This is a genomic window from Roseovarius autotrophicus, assembly GCF_018069895.1.
In the GTDB taxonomy this organism is placed as follows: Bacteria; Pseudomonadota; Alphaproteobacteria; order Rhodobacterales; family Rhodobacteraceae; genus Roseovarius; species Roseovarius autotrophicus.
On record NZ_JAGQDH010000012.1, the window covers coordinates 38,468 to 54,237 of the forward strand.

The window sequence follows — 15,770 nt, forward strand, 5'->3', positions numbered from 1 at the left end:
GTCATTGGGCGGGTTGGGCGGCGGCACCTTGCGGCACCCGGCCATGTTCGATGTCATGCAGCAGGCCACCGGGGCGGGTGTAAACGACCCAGGTGATGGCAACGCAGATCACGTAGAAGATCAGGAAACCCCACAGCGCCCCAACGGCGGACCCGGTCATCGCGATAGATGTGCCGTAAGCCTTGGGGATGAAGAACGCGCCATAGGCCGCGATGGCCGAGGTGAAGGCCACGATCGCCCCGGATTCCATGCCGATCTGCCGCTTGCGATCCTCGACGCTCAGATGCGGCATCAGGCGCGGCACTTCGCGGCCCATGATCACCGGGATCATCTGGAAGGTTGACGCGTTGCCGACACCGGTCAGGAAGAAGAGCGCCATGAAGCAGGCGAAGAACCCGATGAAGGAGCCGAGCCCGAGGAACATGATCACGCCGAAGGTGGCCACGATCATCAAGGCGAAGGTCCATAAGGTCACGCGACCACCGCCGAACTTATCCGAGACCCAGCCAGTCCCGGCACGGCTGAGCGCGCCGACCAGCGGCCCGAGGAACACATAGTTCAGCGCGTTCACGTCGGGGAAGGCCAGCCTTGTCAGCAGCGGGAAGCCCGCGGAATAGCCGATGAAGCTGCCGAAGGTGCCGGTATAAAGGACGCACATCAACCAGTTCTGCTTGCGCGAGAAAATCACCGCCTGATCGGCGAAGCTGGCCCGCGCATCGGCGATATCGTTCATGCCCAGCCACGCTGCCACGGTCGCCGCAAGGATAAAGGGCACCCAGACGAAACCGGCATTCTGCATCCACAGTTGGCCGCCGTCCGACATGGTCACCGGCTGACCACCCAGCGCGCCGAAGACGCCCGCGGTGATGACGATGGGCACGACGAACTGCATGACCGACACGCCGAGGTTGCCAAGCCCCGCATTCAGCGCCAGCGCGTTGCCCTTTTCCGCCTTGGGGAAAAAATACCCGATATTGGCCATGCTGGAGGCGAAGTTGCCGCCGCCGAACCCGCACAGCAGCGCCAGAACGAGGAAGATCAGGTAAGGCGTATCAGGGTTTTGCACCGCATAGCCGATGCCCATCGCGGGCAACAGCAGCGAGGCGGTCGAGAGCGTTGTCCACAACCGCCCACCAAAGATCGGCACCATGAAACTGTAGAATATCCGCAGCGTGGCACCAGACAGCCCCGGCAGGGCCGCCAGCCAGAACAGCTGTCCCGGCGCAAAGTCGAAGCCGATGGCGGGCAGGCGCGCCACGACAACAGACCAGACCATCCAGACCGAGAAGGCCAGCAGCAGCGCCGGGATCGAAATCCACAGGTTGCGGCGCGCCACCGCCCTGCCTTTTTCCGCCCAGAACTGTGCGTCCTCGGGCCGCCAGTCCTCAAGCACGCGCGGCATGGCGGTGCGTTCGGGGTGGTGGATATTCTGCATCTCGGGCAGTTGCGGCAGCCGGTCGAGCACCTCGCCATGGGCGGCCCGTTCCATCGCCCGGATCGACAGGTGCATCCAGATCAGCGCGATGGCGACCAGCACGAACAGCAGGGCAAAGCACGAGGTGTAGATGCCCGTGATATCCAGCAGCGCGCCAAAGGCGATGGGCAGGACGAACCCGCCAAGACCGCCGATCATACCGACCAGACCGCCAACCGCGCCGACGTGGCTCGGGTAGTAGACCGGGATGTGCTTGAAGACAGCGGCCTTGCCCAGGCTCATGAAGAAGCCGAGCGCGAAGAGCACGGTGATAAACGGCCACAGGCCCATCTGTGTGGAAAAGGCGATCGGGCCGTCCTTGCCCCGGATGATGTAGTCGGTCGGCGGATAGGACAGCATGAAGAGGAAGATCATGCTGAAGCCAAAGGTCCAGTACATGACCGAGCGCGCGCCGAACTTGTCCGACAAGACCCCGCCATAGGCCCGAAACAGCGAGGCCGAGAGGCTGAACGACGCCGCGGCCATGCCTGCGAACCGCACATCGATGCCATAAACGTCGATCAGGTAATGCGGCATCCACAGCGCCAGCGCGACAAAGGCCCCGAAGACGAAGAAGTAGTAGAGCGAGAAACGCCAGACCTGCAGGTTCTTGAGCGGCGCGAACTGCTGCGCGAGGGAGGGCGCCTTGGTGCCGGTCCGGCGGCGTTCCACAAGCTCGGGATCATCCTTGGCCAAGAGGAAGAACAGCACGCCAATGATGGCAAGCCCGGCCGCCCAGACGTAGGCGACCCCGTGCCATCCATAGGCGACCATCACGAAGGGGGCCACGAACTTGGTGACGGCCGCGCCCATATTGCCCGCGCCGAATATGCCAAGCGCCGTGCCCTGCTGGCCCGCGTCATACCAGCGGCTCACATAAGCAACGCCGATGATGAACGACCCGCCGGCCAGCCCGATGCCAAGCGCCGCGATGAGATACATGATGTAGCTGTCCGCAAGCGTCAGCGCCCATGTGGCCAGCGCAGTCAGGATCATCTGGCTGGAAAATACCAGCCGCCCGCCGTATTTCTCGGTCCAGACGCCCAGGAACAGGCGGGTGATGGAACCGGTCAGGATCGGCGTCGCGACCAGCAGGCCGAACTGGGTGTCGTTCAGGCCAAGCTCGGCCTTGATGGCGACACCGATGATGGAAAAGATCGTCCAGACCGCGAAACAGGCGGTGAAGGCGATTGTGCTCAGGCTCAGGGCGCGTGTCTGATCGGCGCGTGTGGCTGTGGCGTGGGTCTGCATGGCGGGTCTCCGGCATGAATGGCGCTGTCCCCCCTTGCGTGGGGTCCAAAGCCAGACCTGAGGCCAGAGCGGCGCACATGACTTGATCTAGATCATAAAACCTCAAAAAGAATAACGAAATAAATGGCTTACGGAAATATGTCACCCACTGATCTGTGACAGATCAAGGCTACTGCGGCGCAGGTCAACTGAAAGATTGACTTTCATCAATTGATTTTATGATATTTGTTAAGCGCATGAAATCAGGGGGGATGACATGCCCGATTCAGAATACCGCGATATTCGAAGGCTGAATCTCTTCTCGCAGATGGCAGAGGAGAATTTCACGTCCTTGATGCGCGGCGCCTATGTGCAGAATTTCCCCGCCCAGATCGAATTGATCACCGAAGGAGAGCCGAGCGATTTTTTTCATGTCGTGATTTCCGGCTCGGTCGATCTTTTTTCCAGCTGGAACGGGCGGGATACCAGCATGGCGACGGTCCGCCCCATTTCGACCTTCATTCTGGCCGCGACCATCAAGGACGCGCCCTATCTTATGTCTGCCCGCACGCTGGAAAAAAGCCGGATCGCGCTGATCCCCAGTCAGGATGTGCGCGCGATCTTCGACGCCGACAGCGACTTTGCCCGCGCCATCGTCACGGAGCTTGCGCAATGCTATCGTTCCGTCATCAAGTCCCAGAAGGACCTCAAGCTCAGAACCTCGCTCGAGCGGCTCGCCAACTACCTGCTCAGACAACAAAGGCACGCTGGCGGCGAGACGGTCTTCGAGCTTGATTTCGAGAAGCGCCGCCTCGCCTCGGTGCTGGGGATGACACCTGAAAACCTCAGCCGCGCCTTCAAGGGCCTGCAGCCCTATGGCGTGACCGTGACCGGCACCCGCATCACCATCGGCAATCAGGGCGATCTCGAACACTTCGCAAAACCCAACCCGCTGATTGATGACTTTTCAACCTGAAGGACAGACAGATGACCAAATTCATGCCTGGCGCCGCCGGAGAACTCGCCGAGGAATATCCCGATGTCTGGAAGGCCTATGCTGCACTTGGCAAGGCGACCGCCGAATGCCCCCCGCTGACGGGCATTCTGGGCCATGATGTGCGACTCATCCCGCCAGCCTAGGTCAAGCCCTTCGTAAAGCGTCAGAAAAACGATGCGGCCGATGCCGAGGCGATTTGCGAAGCGGCGACGCGCCCGACGATGCGCTTCGTTCCGGTGAAGAGCGAAGAGACGCGGGGTGCGGCGATGGTGTTTCGGGTGCGTGAGCTTCTGATCCGGCAGCGGACCCAGGCCATCAATGCCCTGCGCGGCCATCTGAACGAGTTCGGGCAGATCGTGCCGCAGGGGGCAGCGAATGCATCGAAGCTGATTGCAATCGTGGAAGACCCGGAATGCGGTCTGCCTGCCGATGCCATTCCTACGCTCAAGGTTCTGGTCGCGACGCTGGCGCAGTTGGAGGCCGAGATCGGCAAGCTCGATACCGAGATCACCCGTCGAGCCAAGGAGAATGAAGTAGCGCGACGTCTGATGACGGTGCCGGGGATCGGTCCGCTGATCGTCACGGCCATCGTGACCCTTGCGCCGCCACCCGAGAATTTCCGCAAGGCGCAGGATTTTGCAGCTTGGCTCGGCCTTACGCCCCGACAGCATTCAACCGGGGGCAAGCAGCGACTTGGAGCGACAACGAAGATGGGCGAGCGATCCCTGCGGCGCTTGCTGATCATCGGCGCCAACAGCGTCATAATCAAACGCCATGTCCATGCAAGCGCCCGACCGGGCACCTGGCTGGGCGGGATGCTGTCCCGCAAGCCACCAATGCTGGTGCGGGTGGCGTTGGCCAACAAGATGGCGCGGATCGTCTGGGCCTTGATGGCCCGGGGCGGCGTCTACCAGTCTCCGGCCGCAGCGGCATAAGCCCGTTGTAGGTCGCGAGAACGTCGGAGCGAAAGAGGGCAAGGAGCAGTTTGGCGCAGTAGTCGTGAGACGGCGGTCTAAGTTGCCCTAACACCCGGAGAAGGGGTGTGGTGGTGATCGTAAGTCGAACCAAGTGGATAAAGATCAAGCTGACAAGACCGGTGTCGATTCTCGACGCCCTGGTGATGCTCAGGTATTCTTGCGCAACCGGACGCCTGCGCCGCCTCCATTCTCTGCGATGAACTCGACCCCTGCAGACTCAAGAGCGTCGCGGAGCGCGGCGATGGTGCGCGCATAAGGAGAACTCTGCCCCATTTCAAAGCCCGCAATGGTGCGCTTTGCAACGCCCGTGGCGCTTGCGAGATCACCTTGGGACATGGCCACCATTGCACGGGCGGCACGACATTGTTCGGGCGTCATAATTTTACCTTGCACTTTTAATGCAGCGTTGCACCAGTAATGTGGTACCACAAAAGGAAATCGAGACAATAACCAACATTCCTAACCACGTCCGCCGAAATCACGAAAGAACCTCAGAGAGACTGGATGAGGCGCGCGCAATGCTGCGCGCCGTCGAGCAGATGGCGGAGGCTGCAAGGCTGCCCCACTCGCCCGAGACTGAAAGTATGTTTGTTCTGATTGCGGCTACGCAAGACCGTTTGTTCGAGGTTGACCAGGCTCACGTTCTCGAATGGGTGGGGCACGGCGGCAAGACGGCCGAGATGATGCTCGACGAAACTGCTGTCGAAGACGGTGAGGCCGAGGGCGTCAAGCACTGAGCAACTATCAGGATTCATGCGAAACAGCATGTTTAAAGGGCTGGACGCCCTGCACCACGCCGTAGACAGGCCGGAGGATTGCCCGGGCGCAATGCGCTGCCGCCGATGATCGAAGCCAAGATTAAACAACCATGGGCGTTGAATGAGGCGATAGAGTTTGCCAAGCGCGAGTGACACCTTCACCAGTTCAACAAGGGCCGGGCGGGATTCGCCTGGCCTCTTTTCTGACTGCGCAACTTGGTTACAAATTCGGTGACAAGGACAAAACAGGAGGGAAAGGCTTAGCGTTGCGCCACCCCTAACCTCTTGTTTTCAAGATATTTAGTGGTGAGCCGTGCAGGATTCGAACCTGCGACCCACTGATTAAAAGTCAGTTGCTCTACCAACTGAGCTAACGGCCCACTAGGCGCGCTATCTAGAAAGGGACGTGCGGGGGGTCAACCCCGAAAACGCGGCTTCTGCCGAGGAAGCTGGAATTCCTTGCGACGCGGGCGTATATGCGCGAGCGATGGATATGCGCGCGGATACCGGTTTGCCCTTCATGAAGATGCACGGGCTGGGCAACGACTTTGTCGTGCTGGACGGGCGTGTGCGTGCGCCCGCGCTCTCCATAGCGCTCATCCGCGCCATTGCCGACCGCCATCGCGGGATCGGCTTCGATCAACTTGCGGTGATATCCGGGGCCGAGCGGGCCGACGCGCATCTCACCTTCTACAACGCCGACGGCTCTGAATCGGCGGCCTGCGGCAATGCCACGCGCTGCATCGCGCGGCACCTGATGGCGGAAACGGGCAAGGCGGCGCTCCGGCTTACCACCGCGCGCGGCACCTTGCAGGCGGTCGATGCGGGCGGCGGCCTGACCTCGGTCAACATGGGGCAGCCGCAGCTTGACTGGCGCGATATTCCGCTCGCCCGGGCGATGGACACGGCGTCGCTGCCCATCGATGGAACCCCGGTGGCGACCGGCATGGGCAACCCGCATTGCACCTTTTTCGTGGCTGATGCCGAGGCGGTGGCGCTGGGGGAAATCGGCCCGCGCATCGAACGCCACACGCTTTTCCCCGAGCGCACCAATGTGCAGGTGGCCAGCTTGATCGCCCCTGATCACCTCCGGATGCGGGTGTGGGAACGGGGCGTGGGCGTGACGCTCGCCTCCGGGTCCTCCTCCTGCGCCACGGCGGTGGCTGCCGCGCGGCGGGGCCTTACGGGGCGGCGGGTCAAGATCACGCTTGATGGTGGCACTCTGGAAGTGGCGTGGCGCGAAGATGGCGTCTGGATGACCGGCGAGACGGCGCATGTGGCCAGCGGCGTGCTGACGCCCGATTTTCTGAGGACAAACGCATGAGCGCGCCCAGGTTCACCACGCTTGGCTGTCGCCTCAACACCTACGAGACCGAGGCGATGAAGGCGCTTGCCGCCGAGGCGGGGCTTTCGGACGCGGTGGTGGTCAATACTTGCGCCGTGACATCCGAGGCCGTGCGCAAGGCGCGGCAGGAAATCCGCCGCCTGCGCCGCGAGAACCCGCAGGCGCGCCTCATCGTCACCGGTTGCGCGGCACAGACCGAACCAGAGACCTTTGCCGCCATGGAAGAGGTCGATGCGGTCATCGGCAATACCGAGAAGATGCAGGGCACAACATGGGCCCGCCTTGCCGCCGATTTCATCGGGCAGACCGAGCGCGTGCAGGTCGATGACATCATGTCGGTGACCGAAACGGCGGGGCACCTGATCGACGGGTTCGGCACCCGCAGCCGCGCCTATGTCCAGGTGCAGAACGGCTGCGATCACCGCTGCACCTTCTGCATCATCCCCTATGGCCGGGGCAATTCGCGCTCGGTCCCCGCGGGCGTCGTGGTGGATCAGGTCAAGCGGCTGGTGGACAGGGGATATAACGAGGTGGTCCTGACCGGCGTAGACCTGACAAGCTGGGGTGCGGACCTGCCCGGCGCGCCACGTCTGGGCGATCTGGTCATGCGCCTTTTGCGGCTGGTGCCCGATCTGCCGCGTCTGCGCATCTCCTCGATCGATTCGATCGAGGCCGACGGCAACCTGATGCTCGCCATCGCCACCGAGCCGCGCCTGATGCCGCATCTGCACCTGAGCCTGCAACATGGCGATGACCTCATTCTCAAACGGATGAAGCGGCGGCATTTGCGCGACGACGCGATTCGCTTTGCCGAGGAGGTGTTGCGCCTGCGCCCCGACATGACCTTTGGGGCGGACATCATCGCGGGTTTTCCCACCGAGACCGAGGCGCATTTCGCCAATTCGCTGCGGCTGGTGGAGGAGTGCCAGTTGACATGGCTGCACGTCTTTCCCTACTCGCCCCGGCCCGGCACCCCCGCAGCAAAGATGCCGCAGGTGCACGGGCTTGCGATCAGGGAACGTGCGGCGCGGCTGCGCGCGGCTGGGGCCGCGCGGGTCGCGGCGCATCTGGCGGCGCAGCAGGGGCGCATACACGCCGTGTTGATGGAAACCCCCCGCATGGGCCGCACCGAGCAATTCACCGAAGTGCTTTTCGACAGCGACCGCCCCGAGGGCGCGATCATCCCGGCCACAGTCACCGGTCACACCGCGTCGCAGCTTCTGGCGGCCTGAACGATGCACCCGAACCCCGTCTATCGCCAGACAGAAACCGCGCGCAACCTCGCCTTCGCCCGCGAAGAAGGCTTTGGCGTGCTGGCCGTCTGCGGCCCAGACGGCCCGCTTCTGAGCCATATTCCCTTCCTTCTCGACGAGGACGGCACCCGCGCCGAATTGCACCTCGTGCGCTCCAACCCCATCGCCCGGCTGCTCTCCGCGCCCTTGCGCGCGCGGCTCGCGCTCGTCGGGCCGCATGGCTATGTCTCGCCCGACTGGTATGGCGTGGTCGATCAGGTGCCGACGTGGAACTATGTCGCCGTGCATCTGGTGGGCGCGCTGCATCCGCTGCCGCAAGAGCGGCTCCGCGACCTTGCAAACCGGGAATCGGCGCATTTCGAGGCGCGGCTCCTGCCCAAGCCCGAATGGCATTCGGACAAGATGACGTCCGGGGCGATGGAGCGAATGATGCGCCAGATTGTGCCCTGCGTTCTCGAAATCGAGGAAATCGCGGGCACATGGAAGCTCAACCAGAACAAGGAGGATGCGGTGCGTCTGCGCGCCGCCGGGCACATGGAGCGCGACGGGCTCCGCTCCGACCGCGCAGCGCTGGCCGCACTGATGCGCGACCCGCCCGGCTAAGCCCGCTTTACACCCGCCCTGCCCGCGCCTAGCGTCTGCGCAACGCCAGACAGGAGCCCCGGCCAATGCAACTCATTTCCTCTCCCCTCTCGCCTTTCGTCCGCAAGGTGCGCGTGCTCTTGCACGAAACCGGCCTTGCCGATCAGGTAACAGAGATCCCTGTGGCCACCACCGCGCTTGCCACCGCGCCCGAGGCGATGGCCGCCAATCCGCTGGGCAAGATCCCCGCGCTGATGCGCAACGATGGCCCTGCGATCTATGACAGCCGGGTGATCTGCCGCTATCTCGACGCAAAGGCGGGCGCGGGACTTTATCCAGAAGCGCAACTGTGGGAAGTGCTGACGCTGGAGGCGACCGCCGACGGGATCATGGAATCGGGCGTGCTCATGGTCTATGAGACGCGGTTGCGCCCCGAGGGCGCGCGCTCGGAGGCATGGGTCGAGGCGCAATGGGCCAAGATCGCGCGCGCGCTCGACGCGCTCGAGCAGCGCTGGATGAGCCACCTTTCCGGGCCGCTTGATATGGGCCAGATCGCGGTGGCCTGCGCGCTCGGTTATCTCGATTTCCGCCACGACGCGCGCGGCTGGCGGCAGGGGCGCCCGGCGCTCGCCGCATGGTACGACGGCTTTGCCGCGCGCGACAGCATGACCGCGACCGCCCCCGCCGCCTGATACGGGCGCGACACAAGCGCGCTTTGCATGGTCCATGAGGGATTGCAGGCTGGACGGCTTGGCAATCCCCGGCTAGATAGACGCGCATTATCGTCGGAGATCCGTCTCCGGCGCGACATACGCCGTTATCGGCATATCGGCACTGACAACATGGAGCAAACCTCGTGTCCCACGCAGAAGATCACGAAGGCACCCGGAGGGATTTCCTCTACTACGCCACCGCAGGGGCGGGTGCGGTCACCGCTGGCGCGGCCATCTGGCCGCTTGTGAACCAGATGAACCCCTCGGCCGACGTTCAGGCGCTCAGTTCGATCCGCGTGGACGTGTCGGATGTGCAGCCGGGCACACAGCTCAGCGTCAAGTTCCTTGGTAAGCCGGTGTTCATCCGCCGCCGCACCGAGCGCGAGATCGAGGCCGCCCGCGCGGTCGATCTGTCGCAACTGCCCGACCGCAACGCGCAGAACCACAACGACCCGTCGCTGGACGCCTCCGATCAGAACCGCACGCTTGACGAGGCGGGCGAATGGCTGGTTATGATCGGCGTCTGCACCCATCTGGGCTGCGTGCCCATCGGGGATGGCGCGGGCGATTTCGGCGGCTGGTTCTGCCCCTGCCACGGGTCGCATTACGACACGTCGGGCCGCATCCGCCGCGGACCCGCGCCCGAGAATCTCTGGATTCCGGTAGCGCAGTTCCTCGACGACACCACGATTCAGCTCGGATAAGGAGACGCGCGCATGTCCGGTATTCCGCACGACCATTACGAGCCGACGAGCGGCGGGGCAAAATGGCTCCACTCGCGCCTTCCCATCGTCGGGCTTCTCTATGACACGCTGATGATTCCCACCCCCAAGAACCTCAACTGGATGTGGATCTGGGGGATCGTCCTGACCTTCTGCCTTGCGCTTCAGATCGTCACCGGCATCATCCTCGCAATGCACTACACCCCGCATGTGGACCTGGCCTTCGCCTCGGTCGAGCACATCATGCGCAACGTGAACGGTGGCCATTTCATCCGCTACCTGCACATGAACGGCGCGTCGCTGTTCTTTGTCGCCGTCTATCTGCACATCTTCCGCGGTCTCTATTATGGCTCTTACAAGGCCCCGCGCGAGGTGACGTGGATTATCGGAATGCTGATCTATGTGCTGATGATGGGCACGGCCTTCATGGGCTACGTGCTGCCCTGGGGTCAGATGTCATTCTGGGGGGCCACGGTGATCACCGGCCTTTTCGGCGCGATCCCCTTCGTCGGCGATGCCATCCAGACCTGGCTTCTGGGCGGACCGGCGGTGGACAATGCCACGCTCAACCGTTTCTTCTCGCTGCACTACCTGCTGCCCTTCGTGATCGCGGCACTGGTGGCGCTGCATATCTGGGCCTTCCACACCACCGGCAACAACAACCCCACCGGGGTTGACGTGCGCCGCAACTCCAAGGCCGAAGCGGAAAAGGACACCGTGCCGTTCTGGCCCTATTTCGTGATCAAGGATCTGTTCGCGCTTGCCGTGATCATGGTGGTGTTCTTCGCGGTGGTGGGCTTCATGCCCAACTACCTTGGCCATCCTGACAACTATATCGAGGCCGATGCCCTTGTGACCCCCGCTCACATCGTGCCGGAATGGTATTTCCTGCCCTTCTACGCGATCCTGCGCGCCTTTACCGGCGATGTGTGGGTGGTGATGTTCACAAGCTGGATCACCGGCGGAATCATCGACGCCAAGTTCTTCGGCGTGATCGCCATGTTCGGCGCGATCATCGTGATGGCACTGGCACCCTGGCTTGACACCTCCTCGGTGCGCTCGGGCCGGTATCGCCCGATGTTCAAGTGGTGGTTCTGGCTCTTCGCGGTCAACTTCGTGGTGCTGACCTGGGTTGGCGCAATGCCGGCCGAGGGTATCTATCCCTATATCGCCCTCATCGGTTCGGCCTACTGGTTCGGCTATTTCCTCGTGATCCTGCCGCTTCTGGGCGTGATCGAGAAGCCCGAGGCGCAGCCCGAGACCATCGAAGAGGATTTCGAGGCGCATTACGGCCAAGCCCAGACGCCCGCCGAGTAAGAAAGGACTGACGACAATGTTCAAGAAAACAGGCATTGCGGCGCTTGCGGCCCTGTCGATCTCGGCAGGGGGGGCGCTTGCCGCCGGAGGCGAAGGCATCATCGAGGATGTCGCCTTTTCCTTCGAGGGCCCGTTCGGCAAGTTCGATGAGATCCAGCTTCAGCGCGGCCTCAAGGTCTATACCCAGGTCTGCGCGGCCTGCCACGGGATGCAATATGTGCCCCTGCGCACGCTTGGCGACGAGGGCGGGCCGCACCTCCCCGAGGATCAGGTCTTTGCCTTTTCACAGCAGTTCGAGATCTATGACGCCGATCTCGACGATTTCCGCGCAGCCACGCCGACGGATCACTTCCCCGGCTCGCAGCTTGAGACCGCGCCGGACCTGTCGCTCATGGCCAAGAAACGCGCGGGCTTTCATGGCCCCTACGGCACCGGTTTGGCCCAGTTCTTCAAGGGCATGGGCGGGGCGGAGTACATCTATTCGCTGATGGTCGGCTATCATGACGCGCCCGATTGCGCGCCGGACGATTTCGATGGCGCCTACAACGTCGCCTTTACCGCCGGCGGCTATCCCGAAGAGTGCAGGGACGAGCAGGGCCACCCGACCGTGCCGGGAAGCTGGATCGCCATGGGCCAGCCCCTCTGGGGCGACGATGTCGAATATGACGACGGCACCGAGGCCACGCTGGAACAGCAGTCCGAGGATGTCGCCGCCTTCCTGATGTGGGCCGCGGAACCCAAGATGATGGCACGCAAGCAGGCGGGCCTGACAGGCGTGATCTTCCTTACCGTGCTGTCGGTGCTGCTCTATCTGACGAACAAGCGCCTCTGGGCCCCGGTCAAGCATCGCAAGGACAGCTGAGACCGGCAATCTCCCGGCCTGACATCACCCGCCCCCGCACGCCACGGCGCGCGGGGGTTTTTTCTTATCTTGGCATCGGGTTCGTGGCCGTGTTGTAGGGCCGCCAATCACTGATCTCAGGGTAATACATCGCCCGCCAGCGCCGCACGCGCGGGTTCATCACCCGCCGCCACAGGGGCGGCACCATCGCCGCCATGGTCATGATCGGATAACCATAGGGAAGTTGCGGGGCCACTGCCTCATCATGGTTCTGCAACAGCGGAAAGCGGCGGTCGGGCTTGTGATGATGGTCCGAATGCCGTTGCAGATTGATCAGCAACCAGTTTGACGCCCGATGCGCCGCATTCCAGCTATGGCGCGGCTTGACATGCTCATACTTGCCCTCGCCCAGATGTTTGCGCGTCAGGCCGTAATGCTCGATGTAATTGACAAGTTCCAACTGCCAGATGGCAACGATGGCCTGCCAGAAAAACAGCCCCAGCCCGACCCAGCCGCCGATCAGCCCCGCCAGCACGATCATGTAGCCCTGAAGCGCCCAGTAGCGCCAGAACGGGTTCTTGAGGTCATGCCAAGGCCGCCCCTTGCGCGCCAGCATCTCGCGCTCGGCCCTGAACGCCGAGTGCCAGCAGTCCCGCACAACGCGCGGAAAGAACCGATGGAACCCCTCGTTATAGCGCGCCGTCACCGGGTCGCGCGGCGTGCCGACATGGCGGTGATGCACCTGCAGATGCTCGGACCGGAAATGCGAGTAAAGCACCATCGCCAGCAGCACATCGCCCAGAAACCGCTCGCCCCGGTCTTTCTGGTGCATCAATTCATGGCTGTAATTGATCCCCACCGTGCCGGTGATCACCCCCACCCCGAAAAACAACACGATGGTTTCCAGCGGGTTCAGATGCGCGTCACCCGGCCCGGTCACATACCAGATCATCCAGTAAAGCAGCGCGAACTGCACCGGTGCCCAAAGCAGCGTGATCGCGCGATACCAGAAAAGCTGATCCTCGCGCGTCTCCGGATCGCCGTTCTCGGTATAAGTCCCGAGAAAGGCGTCGAGGATGGAAAAGAAATACCACGTCATCACCGGCAAAAGGATCACGGTCCAGCCGCCATGCAACGCGCCGAGGACCGCCACCGGCACCAGCAGGAAGGACATCCAGAACGGCAGGGCGCTTTGCAGGCGCGCAACCTGAGCGGCGGGGACCATGGCACTCTCCTTGCGGGGTTTCGGCTATCCTTGGCGCGAAATTTCGAACGCGCCTTGCGCAAGGTCAAATACCTTTCGCATGACGGTGGGCAACGCGGCGGGGCGAAAGGCGTCATGTGGTGTGAACGTCCCACGCTCGGGCACCGCGCCCAGGCCGACCGTGGCCACATGCACCCGCAGGCGCAGATGGAAATGGGTGAAGGTGTGGCGTGCCTCCACGCCGACATCGCGCCACGCCGCCGCCACCGGCGGCGCGGGGTCGGAGGCCTCGCCCCAATCGCTGCCGGGCCAGCCCAGCATCCCGCCCAGAAGCCCGGCATCGGGGCGCCGCTCCAGCAACCACGCCCCATCGTCGCGCCGCGCCACATAGGCATGGCCAAACCGCACCGGCTTGGGCGTCTTCGGCAGGCGCGCGGGCAGCGTCCCGGCCACCCCCGCCGCCCGCGCAGCGCATGGCCCGCGCCACGGACAGATCCCGCAGGCGGGCGAGCGCGGCGTGCAGATGGTCGCGCCCAGATCCATCACCGCCTGCGCGTAATCACCGGGCCGCGCCTCGGGCGTGAGCCGCGCGGCGGCCTCGATCAGCGCGGGCTTGGCACGGGGCAAGGGCGTTCGGATGTCATGCAGCCGCGCCATCACCCGCTCGACATTGCCATCAACCACCACCTCGGGCCGATCAAAGGCGATCGCCGCGATCGCAGCACCCGTGTAGGCGCCGATCCCCGGCAGGGCCATCAGCCCTTCGCGCGTATCGGGAAAGCGCCCGCCATGCGCCCCTGCCACCACCCGCGCGCATTTCAGCAAGTTGCGCGCCCGCGCATAATAGCCAAGTCCGGCCCATTCCCCCATGACCACGGCATCCTCCGCCACCGCCAGCGCCGCCACATCGGGCCAGAGCGCCGTGAACCGCTCGTAATACGCCTTGACTGCCGCCACGGTCGTCTGTTGCAGCATCACCTCCGAGAGCCACACGCGATAGGGATCGGGCCGCACGCCACGCGCCCGCGCGCCGGGACCCACCCGCCACGGCAGATCGCGCGCATGGGTGTCATACCACTCAAGCAGCCCCTCCGGATCGGCGGTCTGACGCATAGTTTATCTCCTCGACTGCAATCGGGCCTTTCATCCCCGGCCACATGCCATAGATTAGCGCCAAGAGGGAGGGTGCCAAGCATGGCCACGCGCCAGACCGGACGAAGGGGGTTCAAACGCACTTCGGCGCTGTTGCAGCCGAGCATCAGGCGTGTGTCCGAATCACGCGGTTTCGCGCAGACGCGCCTTCTGACCCATTGGCCCGAAATCGCGGGCGAGGCCATCGCCGCCGTCGCGCGCCCGATCGACATCTCCTACGGGCGGCAGGGCATGGGCGCGACGCTGACACTTTTGACCACAGGCGCACAGGCCCCCATGCTTGAAATGCAGAAAGAGGGACTGCGCGAGAAGATCAACGCCGTTTACGGCTATAACGCCATCGCGCGCATCCGGCTGACCCAGACCGCTCCTGTCGGCTTTGCCGACGGACAGGCGGATTTCACCCACAAGCGGCGGACCGCAACACCGCCCCCCACCCCCGAGACCCTCGCCCGCGCGGGCGCGATCGTCGCCCCCGTCACCGATGACAGCCTGCGCGCTGCGCTGGAACGGCTCGCGCAGAACGTATTGACCAGATCGACCAAGGACAAAGGATGACCCGGATGAAACACCTCATCGCCGCCGGCGCGCTGGCGCTCGCCTCGCTTGCCGCGCCCGTCGCCGCGCAGGACACGACAATCACCGAAATGGCGCTCGGCCCCGAGGACGCAAAGGTGACGATCGTCGAATATGCCTCGTTCACCTGCCCGCATTGCGCGAATTTCCACAAGGGGCCGTTCAAGCAGCTCATGTCCGAGTATATCGACGAGGGCAAGGTGCGCTTCGTCTATCGCGACGTGTTCTTCGACCGCTACGGTCTCTGGGCCTCGATGGTGGCGCGCTGCGGCGGAGAGGACAAATTCTTCGGCATCACGGACATGCTCTATGAGCAGCAGCGCGACTGGACGCAGGGCGAACCCGCCGCCATCGCAGACAACCTGCGCCGTATCGGCAAACTCGCGGGGATCGAGCCGGATGCGATCGAGGCCTGCCTGAATGACCGCGACAAGGCACAGGCCCTGGTCGCGTGGTATCAGGAAAACGCCACCGCGCATGACGTGAACTCCACCCCCACGCTGATCATCAACGAGAAGAAATACGGCAACATGGCCTATGCCGATCTCAAGGCGATCATCGAAGAACAGCTGGCGAAATAATCCCTGCTGCGCGGGGATGGGTGGGCCGGGCACCTGCCCCGGCCCGCG

15 protein-coding genes, 1 tRNA gene and 1 pseudogene are annotated in these 15,770 nt (G+C 63.6%); 12 read left to right on the forward strand and 5 right to left on the reverse strand.

Annotated elements, in window-relative coordinates; genetic code table 11:
• Position 1: 1 nt before the first annotated feature.
• Complete coding sequence (locus tag KAK09_RS12735; RefSeq protein WP_210879322.1) at positions 2 to 2,725, reverse strand: nitrate/nitrite transporter; 2,724 nt, start codon at positions 2,723 to 2,725, stop codon at positions 2 to 4.
• Positions 2,726 to 2,981: 256 nt separating this feature from the next.
• On the opposite strand from KAK09_RS12735, the gene KAK09_RS12740 reads away from it, so the two are divergent.
• On the forward strand, positions 2,982 to 3,680 hold the full coding sequence (locus KAK09_RS12740; RefSeq protein ID WP_210879323.1) for a cyclic nucleotide-binding domain-containing protein: 699 nt from the start codon (positions 2,982 to 2,984) through the stop codon (positions 3,678 to 3,680).
• A 122-nt stretch (positions 3,681 to 3,802) separates the two neighbouring features.
• Positions 3,803 to 4,636 (forward strand): annotated as a pseudogene (locus KAK09_RS12745) (IS110 family RNA-guided transposase); the annotation flags it as partial.
• A 189-nt stretch (positions 4,637 to 4,825) separates the two neighbouring features.
• Here the strand turns inward: KAK09_RS12745 and KAK09_RS12750 are convergent.
• Positions 4,826 to 5,125: a helix-turn-helix domain-containing protein gene (locus tag KAK09_RS12750; RefSeq protein WP_247651242.1), complete on the reverse strand. Its 300-nt coding sequence runs from the start codon at positions 5,123 to 5,125 to the stop codon at positions 4,826 to 4,828.
• 71 nt (positions 5,126 to 5,196) lie between these two features.
• Here KAK09_RS12750 and KAK09_RS12755 point away from each other — a divergent pair, with 71 nt between their 5' ends.
• Positions 5,197 to 5,415 carry a hypothetical protein gene (locus tag KAK09_RS12755; protein WP_210879324.1) on the forward strand — a complete coding sequence of 73 codons (219 nt, stop codon included), beginning with the start codon at positions 5,197 to 5,199 and terminating at the stop codon, positions 5,413 to 5,415.
• A 325-nt stretch (positions 5,416 to 5,740) separates the two neighbouring features.
• Here KAK09_RS12755 and KAK09_RS12760 read toward each other — a convergent pair.
• A tRNA-Lys gene (locus tag KAK09_RS12760) sits at positions 5,741 to 5,816 on the reverse strand.
• 107 nt (positions 5,817 to 5,923) lie between these two features.
• Between KAK09_RS12760 and dapF the strand changes: the two genes are divergently transcribed.
• From dapF to KAK09_RS12795, 7 genes are all read left to right on the forward strand, one after another.
• Positions 5,924 to 6,760 (forward strand): diaminopimelate epimerase, encoded by an 837-nt coding sequence (gene dapF, locus KAK09_RS12765; RefSeq protein ID WP_210879325.1) that lies wholly within the window; start codon positions 5,924 to 5,926, stop codon positions 6,758 to 6,760.
• Entirely contained in the window at positions 6,757 to 8,013 is a 1,257-nt protein-coding gene (gene mtaB / locus KAK09_RS12770; protein ID WP_210879326.1) for a tRNA (N(6)-L-threonylcarbamoyladenosine(37)-C(2))-methylthiotransferase MtaB, read from the forward strand. The genes dapF and mtaB overlap by 4 nt, the downstream gene beginning before the upstream one ends.
• A gap of 3 nt (positions 8,014 to 8,016) precedes the next feature.
• The gene (locus KAK09_RS12775) at positions 8,017 to 8,637 is read left to right on the forward strand and encodes an FMN-binding negative transcriptional regulator (protein ID WP_210879327.1); all 621 of its coding nucleotides are present in this window, start codon (positions 8,017 to 8,019) and stop codon (positions 8,635 to 8,637) included.
• Between the two features lie 65 nt (positions 8,638 to 8,702).
• Positions 8,703 to 9,308 (forward strand): glutathione S-transferase, encoded by a 606-nt coding sequence (locus tag KAK09_RS12780; protein ID WP_210879328.1) that lies wholly within the window; start codon positions 8,703 to 8,705, stop codon positions 9,306 to 9,308.
• A 164-nt stretch (positions 9,309 to 9,472) separates the two neighbouring features.
• Positions 9,473 to 10,033, forward strand: coding sequence for a ubiquinol-cytochrome c reductase iron-sulfur subunit (gene petA, locus KAK09_RS12785; RefSeq protein WP_210879329.1), 561 nt, complete (start codon positions 9,473 to 9,475; stop codon positions 10,031 to 10,033).
• Between the two features lie 12 nt (positions 10,034 to 10,045).
• On the forward strand, positions 10,046 to 11,368 hold the full coding sequence (gene petB / locus KAK09_RS12790; protein ID WP_210879330.1) for a cytochrome b: 1,323 nt from the start codon (positions 10,046 to 10,048) through the stop codon (positions 11,366 to 11,368).
• Positions 11,369 to 11,384: 16 nt separating this feature from the next.
• Entirely contained in the window at positions 11,385 to 12,230 is an 846-nt protein-coding gene (locus KAK09_RS12795; protein WP_210879331.1) for a cytochrome c1, read from the forward strand.
• Positions 12,231 to 12,294: 64 nt separating this feature from the next.
• Here KAK09_RS12795 and KAK09_RS12800 read toward each other — a convergent pair whose 3' ends face one another.
• Both KAK09_RS12800 and KAK09_RS12805 read right to left on the reverse strand, forming a co-directional pair.
• Positions 12,295 to 13,434: an alkane 1-monooxygenase gene (locus tag KAK09_RS12800; RefSeq protein ID WP_210879332.1), complete on the reverse strand. Its 1,140-nt coding sequence runs from the start codon at positions 13,432 to 13,434 to the stop codon at positions 12,295 to 12,297.
• A 24-nt stretch (positions 13,435 to 13,458) separates the two neighbouring features.
• Positions 13,459 to 14,526 (reverse strand): A/G-specific adenine glycosylase, encoded by a 1,068-nt coding sequence (locus KAK09_RS12805; protein WP_210879333.1) that lies wholly within the window; start codon positions 14,524 to 14,526, stop codon positions 13,459 to 13,461.
• 81 nt (positions 14,527 to 14,607) lie between these two features.
• Here KAK09_RS12805 and KAK09_RS12810 point away from each other — a divergent pair, with 81 nt between their 5' ends.
• Both KAK09_RS12810 and KAK09_RS12815 read left to right on the forward strand, forming a co-directional pair.
• A complete protein-coding gene (locus KAK09_RS12810) occupies positions 14,608 to 15,123 on the forward strand; it encodes a DUF721 domain-containing protein (protein WP_210879334.1) in 516 nt (171 codons plus the stop codon).
• Between the two features lie 5 nt (positions 15,124 to 15,128).
• The gene (locus KAK09_RS12815) at positions 15,129 to 15,722 is read left to right on the forward strand and encodes a DsbA family protein (protein ID WP_210879335.1); all 594 of its coding nucleotides are present in this window, start codon (positions 15,129 to 15,131) and stop codon (positions 15,720 to 15,722) included.
• The last annotated feature ends 48 nt before the right edge of the window (positions 15,723 to 15,770 follow it).